The organism is Nocardiopsis sp. NPDC006938, assembly GCF_042869555.1.
In the GTDB taxonomy this organism is placed as follows: domain Bacteria; phylum Actinomycetota; class Actinomycetes; order Streptosporangiales; family Streptosporangiaceae; genus Nocardiopsis.
This window is the reverse complement of record NZ_JBIAGA010000009.1, coordinates 126,430-151,407: the sequence shown is the minus strand read 5'-3', so window position 1 is coordinate 151,407 and position 24,978 is coordinate 126,430. Positions and strand designations below refer to the sequence as shown.

At 69.9% G+C, this 24,978-nt stretch carries 27 protein-coding genes and 1 pseudogene; 18 read left to right on the top strand and 10 right to left on the bottom strand.

The features are described 5' to 3' along the window. The 6 genes from ACFYL4_RS15830 to ACFYL4_RS15805 form a co-directional block, all read right to left on the bottom strand. Entirely contained in the window at positions 1 to 795 is a 795-nt protein-coding gene (locus tag ACFYL4_RS15830) for an SDR family oxidoreductase (RefSeq protein ID WP_357765339.1), read from the bottom strand. A gap of 61 nt (positions 796 to 856) precedes the next feature. Then, positions 857 to 2,290 (bottom strand): GntP family transporter, encoded by a 1,434-nt coding sequence (locus ACFYL4_RS15825; protein WP_357765342.1) that lies wholly within the window; start codon positions 2,288 to 2,290, stop codon positions 857 to 859. Positions 2,291 to 2,295: 5 nt separating this feature from the next. Continuing rightward, entirely contained in the window at positions 2,296 to 3,204 is a 909-nt protein-coding gene (locus tag ACFYL4_RS15820) for an NAD(P)-dependent oxidoreductase (RefSeq protein WP_387518943.1), read from the bottom strand. After that, entirely contained in the window at positions 3,201 to 4,679 is a 1,479-nt protein-coding gene (locus ACFYL4_RS15815) for a four-carbon acid sugar kinase family protein (protein WP_387518941.1), read from the bottom strand. Before ACFYL4_RS15815 ends, ACFYL4_RS15820 begins: the two co-directional genes overlap by 4 nt. Before the next feature lie 163 nt (positions 4,680 to 4,842). Next, a complete protein-coding gene (locus ACFYL4_RS15810) occupies positions 4,843 to 5,550 on the bottom strand; it encodes a FadR/GntR family transcriptional regulator (RefSeq protein ID WP_357765351.1) in 708 nt (235 codons plus the stop codon). Positions 5,551 to 6,100: 550 nt separating this feature from the next. Further along, positions 6,101 to 7,087, bottom strand: coding sequence for a LacI family DNA-binding transcriptional regulator (locus tag ACFYL4_RS15805; RefSeq protein ID WP_357765354.1), 987 nt, complete (start codon positions 7,085 to 7,087; stop codon positions 6,101 to 6,103). Between the two features lie 170 nt (positions 7,088 to 7,257). Here ACFYL4_RS15805 and ACFYL4_RS15800 point away from each other — a divergent pair, with 170 nt between their 5' ends. The 9 genes from ACFYL4_RS15800 to ACFYL4_RS15760 all read left to right on the top strand — a co-directional run bounded on the left by ACFYL4_RS15800 (position 7,258) and on the right by ACFYL4_RS15760 (position 16,680). Continuing rightward, positions 7,258 to 8,139 carry an ABC transporter permease gene (locus ACFYL4_RS15800; protein ID WP_387518940.1) on the top strand — a complete coding sequence of 294 codons (882 nt, stop codon included), beginning with the start codon at positions 7,258 to 7,260 and terminating at the stop codon, positions 8,137 to 8,139. Beyond that, positions 8,136 to 8,924, top strand: coding sequence for an ABC transporter permease (locus tag ACFYL4_RS15795; protein ID WP_387518939.1), 789 nt, complete (start codon positions 8,136 to 8,138; stop codon positions 8,922 to 8,924). Before ACFYL4_RS15800 ends, ACFYL4_RS15795 begins: the two co-directional genes overlap by 4 nt. Before the next feature lie 38 nt (positions 8,925 to 8,962). Then, a complete protein-coding gene (locus ACFYL4_RS15790; RefSeq protein ID WP_387518938.1) occupies positions 8,963 to 9,994 on the top strand; it encodes an ABC transporter ATP-binding protein in 1,032 nt (343 codons plus the stop codon). Further along, complete coding sequence (locus tag ACFYL4_RS15785) at positions 9,991 to 11,049, top strand: ABC transporter substrate-binding protein (protein WP_387518937.1); 1,059 nt, start codon at positions 9,991 to 9,993, stop codon at positions 11,047 to 11,049. The genes ACFYL4_RS15790 and ACFYL4_RS15785 overlap by 4 nt, the downstream gene beginning before the upstream one ends. Continuing rightward, entirely contained in the window at positions 11,046 to 12,014 is a 969-nt protein-coding gene (locus tag ACFYL4_RS15780; RefSeq protein WP_387518936.1) for a nucleoside hydrolase, read from the top strand. The genes ACFYL4_RS15785 and ACFYL4_RS15780 overlap by 4 nt, the downstream gene beginning before the upstream one ends. A gap of 61 nt (positions 12,015 to 12,075) precedes the next feature. Beyond that, complete coding sequence (locus tag ACFYL4_RS15775; RefSeq protein WP_387518934.1) at positions 12,076 to 13,800, top strand: adenine deaminase C-terminal domain-containing protein; 1,725 nt, start codon at positions 12,076 to 12,078, stop codon at positions 13,798 to 13,800. 167 nt (positions 13,801 to 13,967) lie between these two features. Continuing rightward, positions 13,968 to 15,092, top strand: coding sequence for a cytochrome P450 (locus ACFYL4_RS15770; protein WP_387518933.1), 1,125 nt, complete (start codon positions 13,968 to 13,970; stop codon positions 15,090 to 15,092). 543 nt (positions 15,093 to 15,635) lie between these two features. Further along, the gene (locus ACFYL4_RS15765; protein WP_387518932.1) at positions 15,636 to 16,079 is read left to right on the top strand and encodes an HIT family protein; all 444 of its coding nucleotides are present in this window, start codon (positions 15,636 to 15,638) and stop codon (positions 16,077 to 16,079) included. Positions 16,080 to 16,155: 76 nt separating this feature from the next. Further along, the gene (locus ACFYL4_RS15760; RefSeq protein WP_387518931.1) at positions 16,156 to 16,680 is read left to right on the top strand and encodes a DUF6879 family protein; all 525 of its coding nucleotides are present in this window, start codon (positions 16,156 to 16,158) and stop codon (positions 16,678 to 16,680) included. 40 nt (positions 16,681 to 16,720) lie between these two features. Here ACFYL4_RS15760 and ACFYL4_RS15755 read toward each other — a convergent pair whose 3' ends face one another. Together ACFYL4_RS15755 and ACFYL4_RS15750 are read right to left on the bottom strand one after the other, a co-directional pair. Continuing rightward, positions 16,721 to 17,593 carry a helix-turn-helix domain-containing protein gene (locus tag ACFYL4_RS15755; protein ID WP_387518930.1) on the bottom strand — a complete coding sequence of 291 codons (873 nt, stop codon included), beginning with the start codon at positions 17,591 to 17,593 and terminating at the stop codon, positions 16,721 to 16,723. After that, positions 17,590 to 18,138 (bottom strand): DUF6879 family protein, encoded by a 549-nt coding sequence (locus ACFYL4_RS15750; protein WP_387518929.1) that lies wholly within the window; start codon positions 18,136 to 18,138, stop codon positions 17,590 to 17,592. The genes ACFYL4_RS15755 and ACFYL4_RS15750 overlap by 4 nt, the downstream gene beginning before the upstream one ends. Positions 18,139 to 18,421: 283 nt before the next feature. Between ACFYL4_RS15750 and ACFYL4_RS15745 the strand changes: the two genes are divergently transcribed. From ACFYL4_RS15745 to ACFYL4_RS15730, 4 genes and pseudogenes are all read left to right on the top strand, one after another. Continuing rightward, positions 18,422 to 18,607: a hypothetical protein gene (locus ACFYL4_RS15745; protein WP_387519044.1), complete on the top strand. Its 186-nt coding sequence runs from the start codon at positions 18,422 to 18,424 to the stop codon at positions 18,605 to 18,607. Continuing rightward, a complete protein-coding gene (locus tag ACFYL4_RS15740; protein ID WP_387518928.1) occupies positions 18,607 to 19,746 on the top strand; it encodes a methyltransferase domain-containing protein in 1,140 nt (379 codons plus the stop codon). The genes ACFYL4_RS15745 and ACFYL4_RS15740 overlap by 1 nt, the downstream gene beginning before the upstream one ends. A gap of 15 nt (positions 19,747 to 19,761) precedes the next feature. Beyond that, positions 19,762 to 19,947 (top strand): annotated as a pseudogene (locus tag ACFYL4_RS15735) (lasso peptide biosynthesis B2 protein); the annotation flags it as partial. Positions 19,948 to 20,022: 75 nt separating this feature from the next. Further along, positions 20,023 to 20,610 (top strand): GNAT family N-acetyltransferase, encoded by a 588-nt coding sequence (locus ACFYL4_RS15730; RefSeq protein WP_357765389.1) that lies wholly within the window; start codon positions 20,023 to 20,025, stop codon positions 20,608 to 20,610. Between the two features lie 52 nt (positions 20,611 to 20,662). On the opposite strand, the gene ACFYL4_RS15725 is transcribed toward ACFYL4_RS15730, so the two are convergent. Continuing rightward, positions 20,663 to 20,986, bottom strand: a complete 324-nt coding sequence (locus tag ACFYL4_RS15725) for a hypothetical protein (protein WP_387518927.1) — start codon at positions 20,984 to 20,986, stop codon at positions 20,663 to 20,665. 107 nt (positions 20,987 to 21,093) lie between these two features. Continuing rightward, a complete protein-coding gene (locus tag ACFYL4_RS15720; protein WP_387518926.1) occupies positions 21,094 to 21,660 on the bottom strand; it encodes an ATP-binding protein in 567 nt (188 codons plus the stop codon). A gap of 240 nt (positions 21,661 to 21,900) precedes the next feature. Between ACFYL4_RS15720 and ACFYL4_RS15715 the strand changes: the two genes are divergently transcribed. The 5 genes from ACFYL4_RS15715 to ACFYL4_RS15695 all read left to right on the top strand — a co-directional run bounded on the left by ACFYL4_RS15715 (position 21,901) and on the right by ACFYL4_RS15695 (position 24,928). Continuing rightward, positions 21,901 to 22,767 (top strand): helix-turn-helix transcriptional regulator, encoded by an 867-nt coding sequence (locus ACFYL4_RS15715; protein ID WP_387518924.1) that lies wholly within the window; start codon positions 21,901 to 21,903, stop codon positions 22,765 to 22,767. Then, a complete protein-coding gene (locus tag ACFYL4_RS15710) occupies positions 22,754 to 23,002 on the top strand; it encodes a DUF397 domain-containing protein (RefSeq protein ID WP_387518922.1) in 249 nt (82 codons plus the stop codon). The genes ACFYL4_RS15715 and ACFYL4_RS15710 overlap by 14 nt, the downstream gene beginning before the upstream one ends. Positions 23,003 to 23,073: 71 nt before the next feature. Beyond that, complete coding sequence (locus ACFYL4_RS15705; RefSeq protein ID WP_387518920.1) at positions 23,074 to 23,367, top strand: DUF397 domain-containing protein; 294 nt, start codon at positions 23,074 to 23,076, stop codon at positions 23,365 to 23,367. 690 nt (positions 23,368 to 24,057) lie between these two features. Then, positions 24,058 to 24,327, top strand: coding sequence for a hypothetical protein (locus ACFYL4_RS15700; protein ID WP_357765406.1), 270 nt, complete (start codon positions 24,058 to 24,060; stop codon positions 24,325 to 24,327). Beyond that, a complete protein-coding gene (locus ACFYL4_RS15695) occupies positions 24,320 to 24,928 on the top strand; it encodes a DUF6879 family protein (protein ID WP_387518919.1) in 609 nt (202 codons plus the stop codon). Before ACFYL4_RS15700 ends, ACFYL4_RS15695 begins: the two co-directional genes overlap by 8 nt. The last annotated feature ends 50 nt before the right edge of the window (positions 24,929 to 24,978 follow it).

Here is a 24,978-nt window from a genome sequence, read left to right as displayed (position 1 = left end):
TCAGGGCACGATCGAGTCGACGTAGCCGCCGTCCACCCGGACGGCGGCGCCGGTCGTGGCGGAGGCCAGCGGGGAGCTCAGGTAGGCCACCATGTTGGCGATCTCCTCGGGCTCGATCAACCGCTGGAGCAGCGACATCGGACGGTGCCGGACCATGAACTCGCGCTGGGCCTCATCCCAGGGCAGGTCACGGTCGACCAGCTCGTACACGAAGTCCTCCACCCCGCGGGTGTGGGTGGGCCCGGCGATCACCGAGTTGACGGTCACCCCGGTACCCGCCGCCTGCTTGGCGAAGCCCCGGGTGACGGCGAGCAGCGCGGTCTTCGAGGCCCCGTAGTGGATCATCTCCGCGGGGATCGCGAGCGCCGAGTCGCTGGCGATGCTGAGCACACGTCCCCAGCCGCGCTCCGTCATCCCCGGCAGGGTGGCGCGGATCAGCCGTACGGCGGAGAGCACGTTGGTCTCGAAGTAGCGCCGCCACTCCTCGTCGCTGATCTCCGGCGCCGGGGCACTTCCGAACACCCCCAGGCTGTTGACCAGGACGTCCACCTCGGGAACGGCGGAGAGCACCGCGTCCGCGCCCTGCTCGGTGGTGACGTCGCCGGGGGCGGGGACCAGGTCCCGGTCCGGGGCCCGACCGGTCAGGGTGTCGATCGCCTCCGCCACCCGCTCCGGGCGGCGTCCGTTCACCGCGACCCGGGCGCCCGCGTCCGCGAGCACGGCCGCGACGGCCATCCCGATCCCCTGGGTCGAACCGGTGACCAGTGCGGTGGTGCCGGAAAGATCGATGCGCATGGGAACACAGTAGAAGGACGGGGCGGACCGGGTCCGCCCCGTCCGGGGTGTGTCGCCAGGGTCAGCTGAGGACCAGCCACAACAGGCTGACGATCAGGAACCCCGACACGCCCAGCACCGTGGTCAGCACGGTCCACGTGCGCAGCCCGTCGGCCACCGACAACCCCAGGTAGCGGGTCACCACCCAGAACCCGGAGTCGTTGACGTGGGAGAGCCCGAGCGCACCGAAGGCGATGGCCAGCGCGACGAGCGCGACCTGGGCCGGGGAGTAGTCCCCGCCCAGCACCATGTCGGCGAGCAGGCCCGACGAAGTGAGGATCGCGACGGTCGCCGACCCCTGGGAGGCGCGCAGCGCCAGGGAGAGCACGAACCCGAGGAGCAGGATCGGCAGTCCGGTCCCGGCGAGGGTGTCGGCGAGCGCCTCGCCCACGCCGCTCTCGGTGAGCACGCGGGCGAACGCCCCGCCCGCCCCGGTGACCAGCACGACCACGGCGACCGGCGGCAGGGCGGCCTCCATGACCTCGCCGATGTGGGCGGTGGACCACCCGCGCCGCACCCCCAGCAGGAAGTAGGCGAGGACCAGGGCGACGAGCAGTGCGAAGACCGGGGAGCCGACGAACGACAGCACGGGGAGCAGCGGGTGGTCCTCGGGCAGGACCGTCGCCGAGGTCGTGCCGACCATGATGAACGCCAGCGGTGTGAGGATGAGCCCGAGCACCGTCCACACGCTGGGCGGGGTCTCGGTCCGGCTCAGCGTTCCGGTGCCGCCGGTGCCCGTCGGGCCGGAGGCTCCGTCCGCGGACCCGAAGGCCTCGAACTGCGCGCGGGTGGCGGGCAGCATCGGGATGTCGCGCCGGTTGAGGCGCTTGGACACGTAGTGGGCGACGAAGGCCAGCGGCGCGCACACGATCAGACCCAGGATGAGAATCCAGCCGACGTCGCCCTCGAGCAGCGCGGCTCCTCCGACGATGCCCGGGTGGGGCGGCACGGACACGTGCACCGCCAGCATGATTCCGGCGACCGGCAGGCCGAACTTGACCGGGTCGACCCCGGCCGCCCGCGAGAACCCGTAGATGATCGGCACCAGGATGATGAAGCCGACGTCGAAGAAGACGGGGATGGCGAGCACCAGCGCGGCGCCGGTGAGCGCCGCGGCGACCCGCCTGGGGCCGAGCCAGCCGGTGAAGCGCCCGGCCAGGCTCTCGGCACCACCGGACACCTCGATCATGCGGCCGAGCATCGCGCCCAGGGCGACCAGCACGGCGACCGATCCCAGGGTGCCGCCCACCCCGGCGGTGATGGAGGCGATGACGCCGAGCTGTTCGGGAGCGTCGGCGGTGGCCGGGACGGTGACCAGCGGCATGCCGGAGGCCAGGCCGACGAGGATGCTCACCAGGAGCAGGGCCACGAACGCGTGGACCTTGAAGCGGATGATCAGCACCAGCAGGAGGGCGATACCGCCCGCCGCGATGCCCAGAAGGGTGAGGGCGCTCATCGACCCTACTCCTTGCCTGTGGGTTCGGGTGCCACGACGCGGATCACGGCGGAGTCGTCGGCGGAGCCCAGCCCCTGCCCCAGCCCCAGCAGGTACAGCTGCTCGGCGGTGGCCGCCAGCGGGGTCGCCAGCCCGACGGAGCGGCTCGCGGAGGTCACGATGCCCATGTCCTTCACGAAGATGTCGAGTCGGCTGAGCACCTCGGCGCCCTCCTCCTCGTAGGCCTGGAGCATGCGCGGGCCCCGGTTGCCCAGCATGAACGAGCCGGCGGCGCCCGCGCCCAGGGTCTCCAGGGTGGTCTCGGGGTCCAGGCCGAGCGACCGGGCCAGGGCCAGGGCCTCGGCGGCGGCCGCGATGTGCACCCCGCACAGCAGTTGGTTGACGGTCTTGAACGCCTGGCCGTCGCCGGGGCGGTCGCCGATCACGCTCAGGGTGGAGGCCAGCCGCCGCAGCACCGGGTCGGCGGCCTCCCGCGCCTCGGGGGTGGCACCGACCACGATCAGCAGGTCGCCCTCCCCGGCACGGACGGGGCCGCCGCTGAGCGGGGCGTCCACCAGGAGGAGGCCGCGCGGGGCGAGCTCCTCGGCGGTCGCGGTGACCGTCTCCACCCCGACCGTACTGGTCAGGAGCAGGACGGTGCCGGGTTCGAGGGCCTCGACGATGCCGTGTTCTCCGAAGAGCACGTCGCGCAGCTGGCCGCCGTCGCGTACCACCAGCACCACGGCGCCGACTCCGGCGACCGCGTCGGCGGCGCGCTCGAAGGTCACCACCCCGGCTTCGGCGGCCAGGTCGCGGCGGGCGGCGGCGATGTCGCAGCCGTGGACCGTCATGGTCCCGGCCAGGCGGGTGGCCATCGGCAGGCCCATGGCGCCGAGGCCGATGACGGCGACGCTCGTGACGGGGCTGGTGGTCATGGGTGGACTCCTGTGTTCGGGGCACCGGTGACGGGGGCGCCGTCCGCGGTGGAGCTGGTGGTCAGGGTGCTGAGGCGGTCGACGACCTCGGCCAGCGAGTCGTCGGCGCCGACGTTGCCCGCGAAGACGACGTAGGGGATACCGGCGGCCGGGCCGCCGACGGGCTCCCACAGGGAGACCAGGCCGGGCAGCATCGGGCCGCGCACGAGGGCGCGGTGAATGCCCAGTCCCAGCGAGGCCACGTCGCTGGAGGTGATCCCGCCCTTGGCCACGACGAAGCGCGGAGCCCGGCGGGCGAGGGTGTCGGACACGCAGCGTACGAGGGCGGCGGAGACCTCTCGGGCGATGGCCAGGCTGGCGGCCGGGTCGTCGCTCTGGCGAAGCAGGCGCGAGGTGTGCAGGACGACGTCGTGGTCGGCCAGGCCCTCGACGACGGCGTCGACGGTACGGGCCAGCGCCGCCTCGCGGGCGGCGGGGTCGAGGACGTCGTCGACGTCGAGTTCGATCACGCGGGCCCGGGGGTGGGTGTCGACGAGCGCCGCGAGCTGGTGGGTGGTGAGCGCGACGTGGGAGCCGACCACCACGAGTCCGCCGGGGGCGTCGGTGCCGGTGCCGATCTCGTCCGTGCCCAGGGGCGTGCGGGCCGCCATGCCGATGCGAGCGCGCACGAAGGGCGGGCCGACCCGGTAGACGAACGAGCGTCCCCGGCGTTCGGCGGCGATGAGGGCCAGGGAGAGGACCCGCAGGTCCTCCTCGGTCTCGGCGTCGACCACGACCGGCGCGGCGCCGCGCAGTCCCAGCAGGCGCTCGGTCACGGCGTCGGTGTCGCCGCCGCGCAGGAGGGGCAGGTCGATGAGGGCGACCCGGTCGGCGGGGATCTCGCCGCCGGTCTTCTCCTCCACCCAGGCGCGCAGGTCGGAGCTGCGGTAGCCGAAGGTGGCGTCGCGGGCGAACTCGGTCTCCGCGACCGGCGTGTGCTCCGTGCCCGATCGCGTGTAGTGGACGCCGCCGATGGTGACGCGCCCGGCGTCGGGGAAGGCGGGGACGATGACGACGCCGTCGACGCCGGGGGCGCCCAACTCCTGGAGGGTGGCGTCGATGACCCGGGGTTCGAGCGGGAAGTGTCCGCGCAGGGTGGAGTCCCCGCGGCTGGCGAAGACCAGGGGACGGTCCCCGGCGGCGGCGCGGGCGTTGCGTACCACCTCGGCGTTGCGGGCCGCGGCCTCGTCCGGGTCCAGGCTCCGGGTGTTGGTGAGGACGTAGACGGCGAGCGTGTCCTGCGTGAACGCCCACCGCAGGTCGTCGACGGACCAGCGGGTGAGCACGGGCAGACCGTGCACGGACTGGGTGCCGGTCGGGTCGTCGTCGAGGACGACGACGAGCGAACCGGCTGCGCTGGCCTCATGCGCCACGGCGGACGCGGAGACGGGGCTCGGTGCCCCGGCCACGGTGAGGACTTCGTGGGGATCGACCATGAAAACTCCCTTGTAAGACATCAGACATCTTATGTTAAATCGCGTGGCCGTCAACAGTCACGTCACAGGGATTACCAGGTCGGAGCATGGATCGGCCCGAGCGCGGTGTCATCGCGCCCGGGCCGAAGGGGACCGCAAGCGGGAGCCGGAAGGGCTCGGGGGCTTAGTCGGGCAGGCCGAAGACGTGCTGGCGCAGATCACGGGCGGTCTGCGTCATGTGGCTCTCCATGGCCAGGCGCGCCCGCTCCGGATCGCCGGAACGGATCGCCTCCAGCACACGGGAGTGCTCGTCGATCGCGTGCGTCTGGATGGCCGGTACCGACGAGGTCTGCGTGCGCTTCTCCCGCATCACCCTCGACAGCGGCTCGAACATCACCGCCACGAACACGTTGCCGGTCGCCGACAGGATCACGTCGTGGAAGTGGATGTCGTGCTCCACGAACCCCGCCAGGTCACCGCGCGCGTGCGCCTCGCGCATGCCCTCCAGGGCCTTCTCCAGCGCGGCCAGGTGGGACTCGCTCCGGTGCTCGGCGGCCAGCGCGGCGGCCCCGGTCTCGATCATCCGCCGCACCTGGATGAGCTGGAGCGAGGCGGTCAGGTCGTCACCGCCGCGCACCGTGGCGCGCAGTACCGCCTCCAGCCCGGTCCACTCCTCCACCGGGCGCACCAGGGTGCCGCGCCCCCGCACCACCTCGACCACGTTCTGCGCCTGGAGCGTGCGGATGGCCTCGCGCACGGTCAGGCGGCTGACGTCGAACTCCTGGCCCAGCTCGTTCTCGGAGGGCATCCGGCCCCCGGAGGGCAGGTCACCGTCAACGATGCGGTCCAGGAGGGTCCGGGCGATCTCGTCGGCGAGCAGCGGCCTCGGCACGACACTTCCTCTCGGGCGGGGGAGACGACAGGGTCGCGTACAGTCCCCGGCGTGTTCGCCGACCCCCGCGCACCCCACACGGGTGCGCGGCAGGGGCAACCCTACCGCCGCCGCCCGACCCCGGCTCCCGGCCTGGCGCGAGGCGGGAGCCGGGGCGTTTCTCAGCAGGTGACGGAGCCGTCTCGGGGGCCGAGGAGGGCGAACGCCGTCGTCGGGGCCGCCGGGGAGGCGGGCAACCTGCTCGTCTTCATGGGATACCTCGGGAAGGGAGTGCGGGAGACGGAGCCGGACGGGAGTCAGGGTCCCGGGTGAGTCCACCCCTGGTGAAGGGGGGTCCGTGCTGTTCAGGGGCCGTGGTGGGGCCTCCCGGAGCGGTCCGGCGGTGTCCATCAGAGTGCGTCACGGACCTGCGAAGGGCAAGCGGGTTCGGCGTGCTCGTGCGGACACGGCGCTGATCCGGTGGGCCCATGTCAGGACTCCTCCCCAAATGCACGAGGAGGAACGCCGGTGTGGGCCCGCCTTTTGGGTCAGGTCGGAAACCCCCGGACGGTCACGCGGTGCGCGGCGGCGCCAGCGAGTCCGTGATCCGGACGGTGGTGGGCAGGCGTCGCCCGCGCGGCCGGTCGCCCCCCTCGCCGTCCACCAGCGTGGTCAGAGCCAGGACCGCCGCGCGCCCGAGTTCGTCGGCGGGGGTGCGCACGGCCGTGATCGGCGGCCCCGGCAGGTCGACCAGGGCGATGTCGTCGGCCGCGGCGACGCTGATGTCCTCGGGCACCCGCACGCCCAGACGCCCGAACTCGAACATCACGCCCAGCAGGAGCAGGCTGTTGTAGACGAGCACCGCCGTGCACCCGGAGTCGGCGATCTCCCGCGCGGCGGCGGCCCCCTCCGCGAACGCGGGACGCACCGGGCCGTGGACCCGCACCCGCAGGCCCGACCGCGCGGCGTGCTCGACCAGCTCCGCCCGGCGGTGCCGGTCCATCCACGAACTGGGCGGCCCGGCCAGGTAGGCGACGTCGCGGTGGCCCAGCTCCACCAGGCGGTCGTACACCTGGCCCAGACCTCCGGGGGTGTCGACCGTGAACGAGGTCAGCCCGGGCACCCGGCGGTTGATGGCCACCACCGGCTTGCGGGCGTGCACCTCCTTGAGCGCCGCGGCCGAGCTCACCGGGGACTGGACGGCGAACCCGTCGACCTGGCCCTCCAGCTCGCCCAGCGCCTCCGCCTCGCGGTCGGGGTCGCCGCCGGTGACCGCGATGAGTACCCGTCTGCCGCTGCGGCCCGCCTGGTCCTGCGCGGCGGTGGCGGTGGTGGAGTAGAAGGGGTTGTCCAGGTCGGGTACGAGGACGGCGAAGAAGCCGCTGCGTCCGGTGGTCAGCGCCCGGGCGGCCGGGTTGGCGCGGAACCCGAGCCGTTCGACGGCGGCGCGGACCCGCACCAGGGTGGACTCGGCGACCATGGACGGCCGCGACAGCGCCCGCGACACGGTGGAGGCGGACACCCCCGCCTCCCTGGCCACGTCATCCAAGCTCGCCATTCCGACTCCTCGCAGGTCACGGTGCCCCCGGTCACACTCGTGGCCGGGGGGTTGGCTCGACGCCCACGGAAAGGTTACGTTGTTGCAAGCGCTTGCAGAAGCGCTTGCAGAGGTCTTCGCAGATGAGGCACTGCAACAAACTCCGAAACACCCGCCGCCAGCGACCGGGAGTGGAATTGCCCCGCCCGTCACCCACCGCAGAGGCCGCCCGAGTCGCTTCGCGCCGCCGTCTCCTTCCGCGTCCCCCCGTCACGATCCTGCTCGTCCCCGGGCTGGCCGTGATGCTCTTCGCCTTCTGCTACCCCGTCGTGGCCACCCTGGCCTGGCCGCCGGACGGCGAACCCGCCACCGTCGCCCGCGAGACCGGGAGCCTGCTCACCGACCCCTACCTGCTTCCGGTGATCGCCCGCACCGTCCGCGTCGCGGTCCTGACCACCGCCCTGTGCCTGCTCATGGGCTTCCCGGTGGCCTACCTCATCTCGCGCGCCCCCGGCCCCTGGCCCGGACGGCTCCTGGCCCTGGCGATCTTCCCGCTCCTGCTCAACACCGTCGTACGCACCTACGGCTGGATCGTGGTGCTCGGCGGCAACGGTCTGATCAGCAGGGTCAGCGAGGCCCTGGGCCTGGGCCGGGTCCAGCTGCTCTACACCGAGACCGCGATCGTGCTCGGCCTCGTCCAGTTGTTCCTGCCCCTGATGATCCTGTCCGCCTACTCCAGCCTCTCCCAGCAGGACCACCGTCTGGAGGAGGCGGCCCGCGGCCTGGGCGCCTCACCCGGCCGCGCGTTCCGCGACGTGGTCTTCCCCCTGGCCCTGCCCGGCGCCCTGGTCGGCTGCACGCTGGTCTTCGCGGGCGCGGTCACCGCCTTCACCACACCCCAGCTGCTCGGCGGACCCCGCGAGCGGCTCCTGTCCACCCTGCTCTACAGCCGGGTCAACGTCAGTCTCGACTGGCCCTCCGCCAGCGCCATCGCCCTGGTGATGACCGCCCTGGTGCTGGTGGTCGGCGCGCTGTCCGGTCGGCTCGGCAAGATCGGGAGCACCACCTCATGATCCTGAGACGCCCGTTCCTCTCCCTGCTCGCGGCGGCCGCCTTCGTGCTGATGCTCGGCCCCGTGGTGATCCTGGTCGGGGTCGCCTTCACCGCCGGAAGCACCCTCGCCTTTCCGCCGGAGGGCCTCTCCCTGCGCTGGTTCTCCGCCGCGCTGGAGTACGGCCCCTTCGTCGACTCCTTCGGCACCAGCGTGATCGTCGCGGCGTTCTCGACCGTGATCGCGCTGGCCCTGGGCGTCCCCGCGACCCTGGCGCTGCACCGGGGCAACCCGCGCGGGCGCCGGATCATGGAGAACCTGTTCTTCGCGCCGATCGTGGTCCCCGAGCTGGTCCTGGGCCTGGCCCTGTTCCAGCAGGTCATGGTCGGTATGCGGGTGACCGCGCTCGGCGCGCTGATCATCGGCCACACCGTCCTGCTGCTCCCGTACACCGTGCGGGTGGTCGGGGCGTCACTGGCGCTGGCCGACGCGCGCCTGGAGGAGGCCGCACGCGGGCTGGGAGCGGGCCCGGTCCGCACCTTCCTCACGGTCACCCTGCCGGTGATGGCGCCGGGCATCCTCTCAGCCACCATCCTCGCCTTCATCACCTCCCTCAACAACGTTCCGCTGTCCCTCCTGCTCACCGGCCCGGGCGTGGCCACCCTGCCGGTGGAGATGCTCAACTACGTCCAGTCCTCGTTCGACCCGGTGGTCGCGGCGGTCAGCGTGCTGCTCTTGGCGCTCAGCGTCGTGGTCGCGTTCACCACCGAACGCCTGGTCGGTTTCACGAAGGTCTTCGGCCGATGACCGGGAAGCCCGCCCTCCGGGAAGAAGGAGACACCCAGATGACACCCGTCGTCGAACTCGACCGCGTCAGCCACCTCTTCGGGGCGCGGGGCGGAAAGGGCGGCACCACCGCCGTCGCCGACCTGGACCTGACCGTGCGCCCGGGGGAGTTCACCACCCTGCTCGGGCCCAGCGGCTGCGGCAAGACCACCACCCTGCGGATGATCGCCGGGTTCCTCCAGCCCACCTCCGGGCGCATCCTCCTGGAGGGCGTGGACGCCACCCGCACCCCGCCGGAGAAGCGCAACATCGGCATGGTCTTCCAGTCGTACGCGCTCTTCCCGCACATGACCCTGCGTGACAACGTCGGCTACGGCCTGCGCACCCGCAAGGTGGCCTCCGCCGAGACGAAGCGGCGCGCGGAGGAGGCGCTCGACCTGGTCGGCCTCGCCCACCTGGCCGACCGCAAGCCCGCCGAGCTGTCCGGCGGCCAGCAGCAGCGCGTGGCCCTGGCCCGCGCCGTGGCCATCCGCCCCTCGGTCCTGCTCCTGGACGAGCCGCTGTCCAACCTCGACGCCCAGCTCCGGGTGCAGATGCGGCGCGAACTCCTACGGGTCCAGCGCGAGACCGGGTTGACCGCCGTCCTGGTCACCCACGACCAGGACGAGGCGCTGGAGCTGTCCGACACGATGGTGATCCTCAACAACGGGCGCCTGGAGCAGCAGGGATCGCCCCGGGACGTCTTCCCCCGTCCCGCCAACCGCTTCGTGGCCGAGTTCCTCGGCTACGACAACTTCCCGGAGATCCCCGGGCACGGGCCGGTCACCGTCCGGCCCGAACACGTGCGGCTGCTCTCCGGCGACGCCCGCGAGGACGCCGGGGAGGCCGGTCTCGACGGCACCGTCGCCGCGGTCACCTTCCAGGGCAGTAACTGCCTGGTCGAGACGGCCATCAACGGGGGCGAGGGGCCGGGATCGGTCCTGCGGGTCCTGCACCCCGGCGACGACCTGCGCCCCGGCGACCCCGTCCGCATCGCCCTGCCCCACCGCCACCTGGTGGAGCTGCCCGCCGACGAGGTGACGACCGGATGAGGCTCCCCGCGCCCGGCCGGGTCACCGCCGTTCTCGCTGGCGCCCTGGCACTGACCTTCGTCACCGCGTCCTGCGCGCCCGTGCGCGAGGACGACCCCGACACCCTGGTGGTGAGCACCTTCGCGTTCGCCACCGAGGAGTTCACCCGCGTGGTCGCCGAACCCTTCGAGGCCGAGACCGGCATCCGGGTGGTCCTGGACACCGGCAACAACGCCGGGCGGCTCACCAAGCTGCGGATCAACGCCGAGCAGCCCGACACCGACGTCGTGCTGATCTCCGACTACTACGCGCGCATCGGCCGGGACATGGGGCTGTTCGCCCCCGTCAGCGCCGACGACGTGCCCAACCTCGACGCCATCCAGCCCTGGGCCGTGGACCCCGACGGTTACGGTCCCGCCTACACCTTCCAGCTCCTCGGCCTGATGTACCGGACCGACCTGGTGGACGAGGCGCCCGAGTCCTGGGACGACCTCTGGGAACAGCCCGGGGGCGGCTACGCGCTGCCCGACATCTCCGTGTCGGCGGGCCCCATGTTCGTCCTCGCCGCAGGGGAGCACTTCGGGTCCGGCCCCTCCGACCCCGACGCCGGGTTCGAGGCGCTGGCGGAGATCGGCCCCGACGCGCTCCAGTTCTACACCGGCTCCACCGAGCTCACCAGCCTGCTCGAACGCGGCGAGATCGCCATGGCGCCCGGACTCGACAACTTCGCCATGGGCTCGGTGGAGGCCGACCAGCCCGTCGGCTTCGCCGTGCCCGACGAGGGAAGGGTGATGACGGCCAACACCGTCCAGGTGGTGGCGGGCGCGCCCAACCCGGCCGGGGCGCTCGCCTTCACCGACTTCCTGCTGCGCCCCGAGATCCAGGAGGGCATGGCCGAGGCGCTGTACGACAAGCCCGTCGCGCTCGGTGCCCGGCCCACGGCACTCATGGAAGAGGTCTCCCGCGAGGCCGCCACCGACCCCGTCGCCAACGGCTACCACCAGGGCGACCTCGCGCTCCTCGCCGACGAGCGCTCGGCCTGGCTGGACCGCTTCACCGAGGAGGTCGCCAAGTGAACCCCGACGGAGGAACCGTGCCCACACCCGTCCTCATCGACTGCGACCCCGGCGTCGACGACGCCGTCGCCCTGCTGCTCGCCCTGGCCTCGCCCCTGCTGGAGGTGCGCGGGGTGACCACCGTGGCGGGCAACGTCTCGCTCACCGACGTGAACCGCAACGCCGCCCACGTGCTGGACCTGGCCGGGGCGCCCGCCGACCTCCCGCTGGTCCCCGGGCTCGCGGGACCGATCGCCCGCACCACACGGCTGCGCGACGAACCCATGCACGGCGCCGGGGGCCTCGGCGGACTCGTCCCGGGCTCCCCGCCCCGGCCCCTGACCCCCGGCCACGCCGTGGACTGGCTGGCCGAACGAGCCCTGGAGTCCCCGGGCGAACTCACCCTGGTGGCGATCGGACCGCTGTCCAACGTCGCCGCCATGCTCGCCCGCCACCCCGGGGCCGGGCCCGCGTTCCGGGAGATCGTCGTCATGGGCGGGGCCGCCTTCGCCCAGGGCAACGTCACCCCGGCGGCGGAGTTCAACTTCCACGCCGACCCCGAGGCCGCACGCTACGTGCTGGAGTCCGGTCTGCCGGTGCGGATCGTCGGACTGGACGTCACCCGCGCCGCGCTGTACCCGCTCACCGAGGCCGAGTACCTGGCCACCCTGCCCGGCACCGCCGGGACCGCCGGTGAGCTCCTGCGCGCCTACGCCCAGCGCTACCTGGACCGGTTCGGTACCCCGGCCGTCCCCGTGCATGACGCCCTGGCCGTGGCCGCCGTCAGCCACCCGGACCTGATCGGCTGGGAGGAGGGCAGCGCCTCCGTGGAGTGCTCCGGCGACCTCACCCGGGGCGCCCTCGTCGCGGACCTGCGCACCCCCGACCGCACGCGCCACGTACGCGTGGGCCGTACCGTCGACGCCGACGCGTTCTCCGCCCTCCTCACCGAGGGCATCGCCCGCCACGCGCACCCCGCCCCCTGAACCAGGCCCCGCCCCCTGAACCAGGCCCCGCACCCGCCCACCCGAAGGGAACCCGACACCGATGCCCCACGCCCAGCTCAGCGCCGACCTGCTCATCCACGGCGGGGAGGTCGTCTCCGTGCACACCGGCCAGGTGTGGCGGGCCGACGTCGCCGTGACCGGCGACCGCGTGCGCGCCGTGCTGCCGCCGGGGGCCCCGGTGCGGGCCGAGCGCACCCTGGACGCCACCGGGCTCGTGATCGCCCCCGGCTACGTGGACGCCCACATGCACATCGAGAGCTCCCTGCTCGCGCCGGCCGAGTTCGCCCGTGTCACGCTCGCGCGCGGCACCACGACCGTGCTCGCGGACGCCCACGAGATCGTCAACGTCGCCGGTCGCGACGGGCAGGCCTGGATGATCGAGCAGGGCCGGGACACCGCGCAGTCCATGCGCTGGGCGGTGCCCTCCTGCGTGCCCGCGCTGGACGGGTTCGAGACGGCGGGAGCGCGGCTCGACGACACCGACATCGCCCAGATGCTGGAGTGGGAGGGCGTCACCACCCTCGGTGAGGTCATGGACTACCGGGCGGTGGTCGACGGCGACCCGCGCATGCACGCCATCATCGACGCCGCCCGGCGCCGGGGCGTGCGCCTGGACGGGCACTGCCCCAACCTGTCCGGGGCCGAACTCGGCGAGTACCTGTGGGCAGGGATCGACTCCGACCACTGCAAGAACACCGCCGAGGTCGCCGTGGAGAAGGCCAGCCTGGGCATGCTCCTCATGCTCCAGGAGAAGTGCCTGACCCCCGAGGTCGTCCAAGCGCTCCTCGACCTGCCCCACCTGCCCGACTTCTGCCTGGTCACCGACGACATCGTCGTGGACGCCATCGTGACCACCGGCCACCTGGACCGGGTGGGTTCGGTGGCGCTGGAACGCGGTCTGCCGCCGCTCGCGGTGCTCCGCGCGCTCACGCTCCAGCCCGCCCGCAGGCTCGGCCTGGACGACCGGGGGACCGTCACCCCCGGCAAGCGCGCCGACCTGGTGCTGCTGCGCTCCCTCACCGAACTCACCCCCGTCGTGACCATCGCGGGCGGTGGCGTGGTCGGCCGTGACGGCGCCCCCGTCGAGGGCCCCGGTGCCGCCCCCGAGCACCCGTTCGGCGACACGGTGCGGATCGGCGCGCCCGAGGCCGGTACCGCGCGCTGGCGGGTGGACCTGCCCGACGGCGACCACGCCTTCCGCGCCATGCGGGTCAACGGCGTGGACACCTACACCGAACCCGACGAGGTGGTGCTCCCGGTCCGCGACGGGGAGGTGGACTGGCCGGGGCGCACCGCCGTGGTGGCGGTCTTCGAGCGCCACACCGGCAGGGGAGGGGTGACCTTCGCGCCGGTCGTCGGCCACGACCTCGGCGCCGGGGCCTTCGCCACCACCTACGCCCACGACAGCCACAACCTCACCGTCGTCGCCACCACCGAGGAGGCGCTGCTCGCCGCCGCCGCCGACGTGGTGGCCTGGGGAGGCGGCATGCGGCTGGTCCGCGAGGACGGAACCGGCGCCGGGCTGCCCCTGCCCATCGGCGGCGTCATGTCCGAACGGCCCGCCGACGAGGTGGCCGAGGCCTCCCGCCGGCTCCGCACGGAGCTGGGGGCCTGGGGCTGGGACAACCGCAACGCGTTCATGAGCCTGTCCACCCTCACCCTGGCGGTGTCCCCGAGCGTGAAGATCACCGACCGGGGGCTGGTGCGCGTCGTCGAGCGGGCCTGGGAACCGGCGACCATTGTCAGGGCGACCCCGGCGACGTAGAACCAAGGTGTGAGACCGGCCGCGCCCGGTGGCCGGTCGCCCCTTCCCCTCAGGAGGCCGCCATCACACCCCCCACCGGCTCCGGCTGTCCGTACCGACTGCGTCCCGACGGCACCGCCTTCCACGAGGAGGTCGCCGAACTGCGCCAGCGCGAACCCGCCGTTCGTGTGGAGCTGCCAGGCAACCTGGTCGCCTGGGCGATCACCCGCCACGACCTCATCCGCGACCTGCTGAGCGACCCGAGGGTCTCCCGGGACTTCCGGGCGCACTGGCCCGACCACGACCGGGTCGGACACGACTGGCCCCTGGCCACCCTGGTGTTCCTGGAGAGCTTCCTCAACCGGTACGGGGAGGAACACCGCCGGTTGCGCCGCAAGGTCACCCCCGCCTTCACACCCGGGCGTATCCGCCGGATGGAGGACACCGTCCGCGTACGGGCCCGCGCGCTGGTCGCCGACATCGCCGCGGCCGAGCCGGGGCAGGAGGTCGACCTGCGCGCGGCCCTGGCCCGACCGCTCACCATGGGGGTGATCTGCGAACTCTTCGGAGTCCCCGAGGACCTGCGGGAGCGGCTCGGCACGGCGATGGACGCGGTGGTCGACACCACCGCCGAGCCGGAGGAGGTCCTGGCGCAGCAGGGGGAGCTGCTGGCCTGCCTGGAGCTGCTGGCCGAGCACAAGCGCGCCCACCCCGCCGAGGACCTCACCGGTGACCTGATCCGTCCTGGCGACGGTGAGCCGCTGCCCCACAGGGACCTCATCGGCACGCTCCTGCTCATGATCGGCGCGGGGTACGAGACGACGGTCAACCTCATCGCCAACGCGGTGCACTCACTGCTCACGAACCCCGAGTACCGGGACCGTCTGGCCGAGGGATCGCTGGCGGCCGAGGAGGTGGTGGAGGAGTCGTTGCGCCTCGACCCGCCCGCCAAGTACGTACCGCTGCGCTACGCGGTGGAGGACATCGACCTCGGCGAAGTCCTGATCCGCAAGGGAGAACCGATCCTGGTGGCCTTCGGCGGCCCGGGCCGGGACCCGGACCTGCACCCGGAGCGCCCGGATGCCTTCGACCCGGACCGCGAGGCCAAGGAACACCTGGCGTTCGGCCACGGGGCGCACTACTGCGTGGGCGCCCACCTGGGCCGTATGGAGGCCCGGGTGGCGTTGGAGGAGCTGTTCGGGGCCCTGCCCGACCTCGCCCTCACCGAGGACGGCCGGGAGCCGGACCGGATTCCGTCCTTCTTCATCAACGGCCCTCTGCGCGTCCCGGCCGTCCCCCACCCGACCGGCTGACTCGGCACCTGAGGCGACGGGGGCAGGCGTAGACCGACGCGCGTCAAGGCGCGTCGAGGCCCCGCCCTGTTCGGCTGCTCCCGTCGGTCGTGCCCGCGTTCACCTGCTCACGTGACGCGCTCTCGCCCGGCCCGACACGGTGGACCCGTGTGCCGTGAACGCGGGTGTCGGTGTGACGTGGGCTCATCGGAGTTCTTGGATGCTCCCCGGATTCGCCCGACTCCGGCCGCCGAAGAAGTCCAGTCTTTCCAGGGTTGCGAACACCGGCCAGGCCTTTTGGTCACAGGTGCGAGCAATCGCCAGCGATGTCGAGCAATCCGCCCCTGCGCCGTACGTGTCGCGTCTACGCTCGTGTCGCACGCTCCGGCGCGTCCGCACGCTCCGGCGCGTCCGCACGCTCCGGCGCGTCCGGGCGCCCCGGGCCCGGACGTACACGGCGGGTCCTTAGCGGGTAGGCCTGGAGCCTCCGCCTGCCACACCTCAATCCCAAGGAGCACGGTGAACTCGACGCCATCTGTCCCTGAGTGTGTTTTCTGCAAGATCGTGGCGGGTGAGGCGCCCGCACACCGGATCTGGGAGGACGAGACCCACCTGGCGTTCCTGTCGATCTTCCCCAACACCGAAGGGTTCTCCGTGGTCATCCCCAAGGCCCACCGCACCAGCTACGTGGTGGACCTGGAGCCGCAGGAGTACACGGCCCTGCACATAGCGGCCCGTGAGGTGGCCCGGCGCCTGGACGCGGCCTTCCCCGACGTGGCGCGCACCGGGATCATGTACGAGGGCTACGGAGTCGACCACGCGCACGCGAAGCTCTTCCCGATGCACGGGACCGTGGGCAACGCGGGGGAGGACTGGCGTGAGGTGGCCTCCCCCATCGACGGCTACTTCGACAGGTACCAGGGGTATCTGTCGTCCCACGACCACCACCGCGCCGACGACTCCTGGCTTGCCGACGTCGCCAAACGGATCAGGGACGCCAACCCTTGATGGATATGTCTGCGACACGTTCCCATGGTCGTCGAGCGCTCGTGCCCTGAGTCTCCGAATCGTCGAAAGGGTTGATGTGAACCTGACCAGAGAGGAATTCGCGCAGCAGTTCCTCGACTTCGAACACACCACCTGGAAGCTGGAGACCCGGGACCGGTACAACGTCTCCAGCGAACAGGGCGAGTTCGAGTACTGGTTGCGCACCGGTGACACCTCGCTTGAAGAGAAGCACGCCAGAGCCTCCAGCTGGCACCGCAAAGTCCGTGCGGCCCGCGAGGCGGGGAAGTCCTGGCAACGGGTCCGTGTGGTCAGCGAACCACTGAGTGACTACATCCGTTGGGAGCATGCCGCGACCCAGTTCAACGAGGAGGCCGGAGAGGACATCCGCTGGCTTCCCCGGCATCACCCGGCGGTCGAACAACTGCCCCGGCGTGACTTCTGGCTCTTCGACAGCCGATGGGTCTGCGTCCTGCACTTCGACGAGGACGACGTCCCTCACGCGTACGAGGTCATCGACGATCCGGCGACTGTCGCCCAGCACCGCCAGTGGCGTGACATCGCCTGGCACTACGCGATTCCTCACCGCGAGTACGATCCCTAGTCCAGGGGTGGCGAACGAACCGCCACATGATCCAGGGACCTCACTTGCGGGCGAGCTGGCGGTACTCCTCCGCGATGCGTTCCAGGTGGTCGATGGCCTCGTCCCCGAAACAGGCCAGCTTCTCCAGCTCACCGAAGAGTTCGACGTAGGTCGCGATGTCGGCGGCTCCGGTGAGGGTCGCCGTCGCGGTCTCGGTCCCGACCATCACGGCGTCCTCGTCGTAGATGTTGAAGCCGTGCCCCGGAAAGACGTGCGCGGGCCGTGTCCAGGGGATGACACCCACCACCGCGTTGGGCGCCTCGGCGGTGACGCGGGCGATGTCCTCGACCTGCTCGGCCATCAGCTCAGGAGAGCCCGCCTGCCACCGGAGCGCACCTTCCGGCACGATCAAGCGGTGCTGCGTAGTCCCATGGAACAACCCCTGACGGCGCTCCTGACGAGCCTCGATGGAGGCTTCCGCTTCCTCCGGGGAGACCTTTTTCCGTGGGTCTTCAAAGATGCACCTCGTGTATTCGCGGGTCTGGAGGACTCCAGGGACCACCACGGGGTGGAAGGTACGGGCCACTGAAGTCGATGCTGCCAGCTTGGTCATCTTGCGCTGGAACCCGGAAACACCACGGGCCATGATCACCCGTGCCGAGGCCTCCTCACGCAGGGATTCGGCTAGAGCCAGCAGCTCAGCGCGTTCGGGCTCAGGGATCTCGTAGACCCGGCACAGCTCGGCCACGTCGTTCACGGAGGGCAACAGGAGCGAACGTTCGATCTTGGAGATCTTGGACTGCGACATGCCAGCGGACTGACCAGCTCGAACACCGCTGAGACCAGCGCGTGCGCGAGCCTCCCTCAGGGCACGGGCGAGCCGATCGCGGGCTTGTGGCCCACGGTCGGTCGAAGCTCTCTGGGGACCTGTCATACAGTCCGGTTTGCTCTCCATTCCTCGGGATGGCGTGCCCACCACTGCTCGAACGGTTCAGCGGCGGCGAGAGCCGCGTCCCTGGCTTTCATGTAATGCCCCAGGTTATCCATGAGCTCTCCTCCCACGAACTCGCCGCTCTCGCTGTAGTGCATGCGGATGGGGTACCTGTCGTCCAGCAGCCAGAAGTCGTGGTCAACGACTTCGGCAGGCAGTTCGCGCTCGGTCAGATCCAGGACGTTGATCTCCTCGCCAGCCTTGGAGTTGAGCGCGTAGCCCCACTCGCAAGCGAATCGCAGGTAGTCGTTGAGTGGGGTTCTGAGCACCCGCACCCGGTATCTCCTGAACCCTGCCTTCTTCTCCGCCCGTAGTTTCTCCAACCAGGGGTTCTTCCTCTCCCAGTCCGGATCGGGCGCACCTGCCTTGTGCCGGTCGAAGTCGTTTCCGTCGGAGCCCACGGAGTACTCCGGCAGTGTCTCCAGCCGGAAGGCCGAGGCGGTTATCCTCTCGTCGAAGAAGCGGACCAGTTCATCGAGTGTGAGCATGAGCAACCTTCTGGAGCAGTGAGAGGGGGATCTCCACGGCTGACTCTCCATCAGGGAGCGAAATCTGCTTCAGGTCGTCGGGATCGATGACGTAGCCCTGCACGACGATGGTGCCACGGTCCGTCTCGTACACGGTCGGACACGTGATCTCGTCGGGGCACTCACCGGCGATGGGTCAACTTCATGGGTCCTCCAGGGGGTCGAGGTGATTCCATCATGGAAGGAATACTTCCCTGAGTCACCCCCTTGCCGCACGCAGATAATTCCACTACAAATGGAATAGTTGGCAGAAGCGCCATCGTGGACTCCCCTCAAGGAGCAGCCCATGCGGGTTCCCGGTATTGCCGTGTACGGCAAGCACGACGACAACTCCACCTCGGACGGGCACAAGCCCGATCGGCCGATCCCGCCGCCCACCCCCAACGACGGGGGCTCCGGCGGCGGTAAGCACGAGAGGGACGACAAGTAGTGCTTCCCCCACATGAAAAGCTGGTTGCCCGCCTCGTGCGGGTGGGCGACCTGCCCCCGCACCTGCGCCCCGCGTTCGAGGGGGTCGAGCGGCACCGTTTCCTCCCGGACCGGATCACCGACCCGGACGGGGTGAACGTGGACCGCGGCCGACACGAGGCTCGGTGGCTCGAACTGGCCTACGCCGACGTCCCGATCGTCACCCAGAGGGACGACGGAGCCGAGGGCGGCTCCGGGTACCCCACCAGCTCCGCCTCGCAACCGTCGATTGTCGCGGACATGCTCCGCCGCCTGGACGTTTTCCCCGGCATGCGCGTGCTGGAGGTCGGAACCGGCACCGGGTACAACGCGGCCCTCCTCTCGCACCTGCTCGGAGACGACGAGGTGACCAGCGTCGAAGTGGACGCCGAGCTGGCCGAGACCGCCCGGGTTCGGCTGATGTCAGCCGGGTTCACGCCCCTGGTGGTCACCGGCGACGGGATGCAGGGTTGGCCCGCGCGCGCCCCCTTCGACCGGGTGATCAGTACCGCCGCCGTCCAGCGGGTGCCCTACCACTGGGTCGCGCAGTCGTGTCCGGACGGGCGCATCCTCACCCCCTGGGGGAACGCGTTCCACAACGGGGTGTTGGCCGAACTCCGGGTCGGCCCGGACGGCACCGCGCGGGGGCGGTTCGGGGGCGATGTGGCGTTCATGTGGGTGCGTGACCAGCGCGTGCCGAGGAGAGTGGTCGAGACCTACGTTCACCCCGAGGAGCAGGGCTCCGAGACCACCCGTACGGACCTGCACCCGTACGAGCCGATCAGCGACTTCGGCGCGAGCTTCGCCATCGGGCTGCACATGCCTACCGTGCTGAACCGGGTCGAGTTCGCGGAGACTGACGGGCGACAGTTCACGGTCCACCTGGTCGATCCGGACACCGGTTCATGGGCGTCCTGGCACATCGACCCCGGCCAGCGGGGGCCGGGTTACGAGGTCCGCCAGCACGGTCCGCGTGAGTTGTTCACCGAACTGGAAGCCGCCTACCGGTGGTGGCTGGCGCAGGGCCGCCCCGAGCACTCCCGGTTCGGTCTCACGGTGTCGGCCGATCACCAACGGGTCTGGCTGGACGAGGAGTCCCACCTGGTCGCCTCCGCGCCCTGACCCAGTGCTGAGAGGGCTCACGGCGCGGTGCGATGGATCGGGTTGATTCTGCCCATGAGGGTCGCGTGCCTGGAAGAGTCAGTGGCCACGATGCTCGTACTGGCTCTGCTCGGACAGCTTGCCATCTGGTGCCACGGAGTCTCCGCCTATCCTGTCGAGTTTCACGCTTGGCTACGTATGAGCGATGGGAATCTTGTGATGAACCCCTCTCCACTCGGCGTTTCCAAGCGCTGCTGTCCCTTCCGGCCCATGCCTGAGAGCAGAAGAGGAACGCCCATGAACGACTCTGAACTCTGGCTGCGTGGTGATAGGGCGGGTATCGGACCTATCCGATCCGACCTGGTGGAGGACTACTGGCGCTGGGAGCAGCGCATTCCCACCATCGTCGGGTACAACCGCCAGACTCCCCAGCAGCTCGCGACCACGCGGGATATCTACACCAGTGCTTACGAGTCCTCCTCCGAACGGCAGATCAAGTTCACCATCTACGCAGTGGACGGTCCTGAACCGGTCCCCGTGGGAACGGCGATGCTCCTACTCGACCTCGGTCTGGATGTCGCTGAGTACACCGTGGCCATTGGAGCTCCCGAGGCTCGGGGGAGAGGAGTAGGGACCGAAGCAACCCTTCTGGTGCTGGACTACGCCTTTCACGTCACCGGGTTGGAGTGTGTCTACCTGACTGTCTTGGAACCCAATGTGGGGGCGGCTACCGCCTACGAGCGCGCGGGCTTCCGCCGCCAAGGGGTACGGCGCAACTCCAACAAGTGGCTGGGGCGTCGCGTCAACGAGATCCACATGGACGCCGTCCCGGAGGAGTTCCCCGGGCCTTCGCGGGTCAGGCAGCAGTTCGGAGCCGAGGCATGAGGCACGGTGGCCGCCCGGGGTGGGCGGCCACCATCGTGCTCGACCGACGCGGCTACCAGAGTTCGACGAGGGGCGGCAGGAGCCGGGTGAGGGTGGGGGCGTCGGGGACTTCGGTGAGGCCGGTGGGGGAGGCGATCCAGTAGGAGCCGGTGCGCTCGCCGTACCAGATGATCAGGTGGGGGTTGCGGGCCTGGAGGGTGGCGGCGAGGTCGTGCTCGGTGCGGTACTCGGCCAGGTGGCCGCCCAGGCGGGGCAGGCGTTCGGCGCGGCGGTCACGGCAGGAGCGGTGTGCGCAGGAGGCGCAGGCCGGTCCGGTCATGGAGGTGCGGTGGAGCGGAGCGTCGGACTGTCGGGGTGTGGGGATAGGATGCGTCACTGATCCTGCTTTCTTACATGTCGCAGTGTGGAATTCGGGGTTGTGTGGGGGCCCGGGAAGCGCTGCAACGCTTTCCTGGGCCCTTTTTCGTGCCTGCGTTCGTGGGTCTAGTGGGTCAGGTGGGGCCAGGCGCTGCCGTGGAGGTCGTAGGCGAGGAAGCCCCAGACTTCGCGGTGGCTGGGTCGGCCGTTGTCGCCCCAGTCGGTGGCCAGGGCGTCGATCATGGCCAGTCCGCGTCCGGAGTCGCTGGTGGGGTCCAGGCCGCCGGGGTCGGTGGTGAGGTGGTGGCGTTCCCGGTAGTCGATCCTGCGGTCGGTGGCCACTCCGTCGTCGCGGCAGATGACGCGCAGTCCGTCGCGGTGGCGTTCGCACAGGAGCCGGTAGGAGCGTCCGGGCAGGCCGGAGCGGGAGTGTTTGAGGGCGTTTGCCGCGAGTTCGGAGCCGATGAGGGTGAAGAGGTAGCGGTAGTCGGGGTTCTGTTCGGCGGCGCAGGTGTTCAGGAAGGCCCTCACCAGTGGGAGGAAGAGCGGGGAGGCGCCGAAGTCGTAGCGGCGGGTCCGGTAGTAGGGGCGGTCCGGGCGGCCGTTGAAGTAGTGCCGGTAGGAGTGGGGCACGAGTTCGTGGAGGGCGATGGTCACCTGGGCCATCGGGGGTACGGGGGCGAGTACGGGCATGACGAACGGACTCCTGACGCAGAGGGAAGCTGCATGTGGGTCGAGGGAGTGCCCGCAAGGCCGATGACCTTCACGTTTTCCCTGCGGAGGGAAAGGGGCACGACGTAGCCTGAGTGCCAGAGATCCTGTGGACTGTCTGTGAGACCCCGATCACTGGCTACAACAACATAGTGATCCCCGAATTTCGAGATGTCAACCGAACAGCTCGAAATTCGGAGAGTTTCGGCGTAGGATGACTGCATGCAGACCCCCATCAGCCCCACAGTGCGGCGACGTAGGCTTGGGCGTGAGCTGCGGCGACTTCGTGAATCCCGTGATCTCAAGCTGTCAGCGGCAGCAAAGAGTTCGGGCGTGCCGCTCTCCACCCTCAGCAACATCGAGAACGCCGAAGCTCGGCGTATCAAGCCACGGGACATCCAGGCCCTGGCTGACCTCTACAAAGCTTCGCTGGAAGAGCTCAGTGCCCTCCTGGACCTGGCGAAGGAGTCCAAGGAGTTGGGGTGGTGGTCCCGGTACAAGGACGTCTTCGGTGGCAATGCCCTGCCGGACTTCGAGGTCGAGGCCTCGATGATGCGGATGTATCAGTGCCAGGTCATTCCAGGGCTGCTTCAGACCCCTGACTACGCTGAAGCTGTCTTTCGGGGCGCGGGTACTCTGTCCTCTGGCGAGGTCCAACGCAACGTCGACGCGCGTATACAACGCCAGCATGTTCTGAGCAGAAGTAAGCCGCTTCATCTCTGGGCTGTGATCGATGAGGCCGCTCTGCGGCGTCAGGCTGGCAGTCCGGATGTAATGCGTCACCAGTCGCAGCATCTGCTTGACATGGCGATGCACCACAATGTGGACGTGCAGATCCTCCCCTTCAGTGCAGGGATGCACGCGGCTCTCTCAGGTTCCTTCGTCATGTTGGACTTCCCAAGCGAGCTTGATCCCACGATCGTCTACACGGAAACATCTACGGATATCCTCTTCGTCCAAGAGAGTGAATCTGTGCAACGCTACGTATCAGACTTCTCACACCTCAACGCTGCGGCGCTCCGGCCAGCAGAGAGCATCCATTTTCTACGGCAGAACCTGGAGTCTTACGAACAGCATGTCCAGTCATGACGGACTCAACTTCTTCAAGTCGAGCTATAGCGGCAATCGTGCTGAGTGTGTCGAGGTTGCCCACGTCCCCACGGGCTTCCGCAAGAGCAGTTACAGCGGGCAGGAACCCAACTGCGTAGAGGTCGCTGACCTGCCCTGTGGTGCCGCTGTTCGGGATTCGAAGAACCCGGCCAAGGGTCACTTTCCCTTCCCGGCCGTCGAGTGGTCCGCCTTCCTCGGTTCCGCTCGTCGCTGATACCGACGAACCTCACTGTCTGGCCGTGAACCCCTGTCACGGCCATCGGGTGCGAGAGCTAGAGGAGTCAGATGATGTGGCGCAAAAGCAGCTACAGCGGCCATGGCCAGAACTGTGTCGAGGTCGCGCACATCCCCGTCTTCCACAAGAGCAGCTACAGCGGCCATGACCAGAACTGTGTCGAGGTCGCGCACGTCCCTACGGGCTTCCGCAAGAGCAGCTACAGCAGTGATCGAGTGAACTGTGTCGAGGTGGCTGACCTGCCCTGTGGGGCTGCTGTTCGGGATTCGAAGAACCCGGCCAAGGGTCACTTCCCCTTCCCCGCCGTCGAGTGGTCCGCCTTCCTCGGCTCCGCTCGCTCTTAGTGACGCGACCGTTCCCGCCGTAACCTTCCTCCTCGGCTGAGACCCGAGCCGTGCTGACCGACCCGACAGAACGAGCCAGCACGGCCCGGGCTCACTCCTCGTCATGGCACGACCCGGTGACTGCCGACAGATTGATGCCGTAGCGGCCGCCCGCGCGCGCACCGACCGGGAGGCGTCACCGGGTTCGGCGTCGTACACATACCCACGCTGGAGCACCTCCCCGAGGTCCGCGCCGCCCTTGTCCAGGATGAGCCGGGGCGGGGCGTCGTGGTCGATGTCCAGGACCTTGGCCTCATGCTCGATCGTGTCCACGGGGACGCCTTCCTCGCTTCGGCGCGCTGGTGGTGGAGGCTCACGGCCCGGATCGCCGGGCTGGTGGAGCCGCCGATGACCACCAAGGACTCCTGCGCTCGATTTCCTCGGAGCGGGAATCTTGGCGCCGCCGAAAGTATCCAGACAAATGGCCACTCACGCCCGGTGCTTACCTACGCATAACACGGGCAACAAATGCCACTTCCGCATACTTCACTGACATAGCATCATCATTCAGGCCCGCATTGCCGTGCTCTTCCCGGGTCAGGTCTTAATAGTCACTGGAAACGAAAGACAACCCTGGCTCAGAAGGGTCCTCATGGTATTCTTCTCGCACGCGCTCACCCCCCGATTCCAGGAGCGCGTGGGAAGGCCACCATGACACGTCCCTGGGAAGCGGACCCGACAGCCGAGCTGGCACAGAGGCTGGGCCGGTCCCCGGCCGAACTGGGCAACACCGACAAGGCCACTGGTTGCCCCGACATCTGGGAGCTGGACAACGGCGACATCGCCGTGATCGGGCGCGATCTGACCGAGGCCTACGCGGAGCGTCTGCCAGCAGGCGCCACCGTGGCGCAGGACGAGCGTCTGGTCATCATCCCCCGCAGCACCCTGATCTCAGCGAAAGCGGACATCCCTGATGCTTGACACCATCGACTCCCTTTCCGGTGATCGGCTGGAGCTCACGCCCTATCTCGATGACTTCGACGGGCGTGTGTCATCACTCAGGAACACCGACATCTGGAAGCTCGAACGGCAGCAGGATTTCGATCAGCCGGAAAGCGCCAGCTGGCTGGCGTTCCGCGAGGGGCGCCGTGCCGAGTCACTCGAACTGATCGAGAAAAAGCGTTCCTCGCTCCGAGCGGAATTCGACGAACTCGCCCGAGCGGGCTGCGCACTGCGTCGCGTCCGGGTCGTGGAGAAACCTTTCACCACGTACCTGCTGTGGGAGCTGCACTCCCTGCACCTGCGGGCCCAGTGCGGCGAGGACATCCGGATCATCACCCCGGAACCACTCGCGAAGTGGGAACATCAAGCCCAGGTACCCGAGATCGTCGGCCTCGGAGACGAGGTGACCTACAAGATCCTGTACGACCATCAGGGCGTGCTCCAGGGCGGCGTACGGTTCACCGACCACGCGCTCACCACACGGTGTCGTGCCGAGGTCGCCGCCCTGCACGAGATGGGTGAAGACCTCACACGGTACTTCCCGCGTGAGGTCGAGGGGGCGGCGCTCCGCCGTGACTGACCTCGGCCCCGACCAGTCCGGTGAGGAGCACGACGAGCCGCCCCAGAACA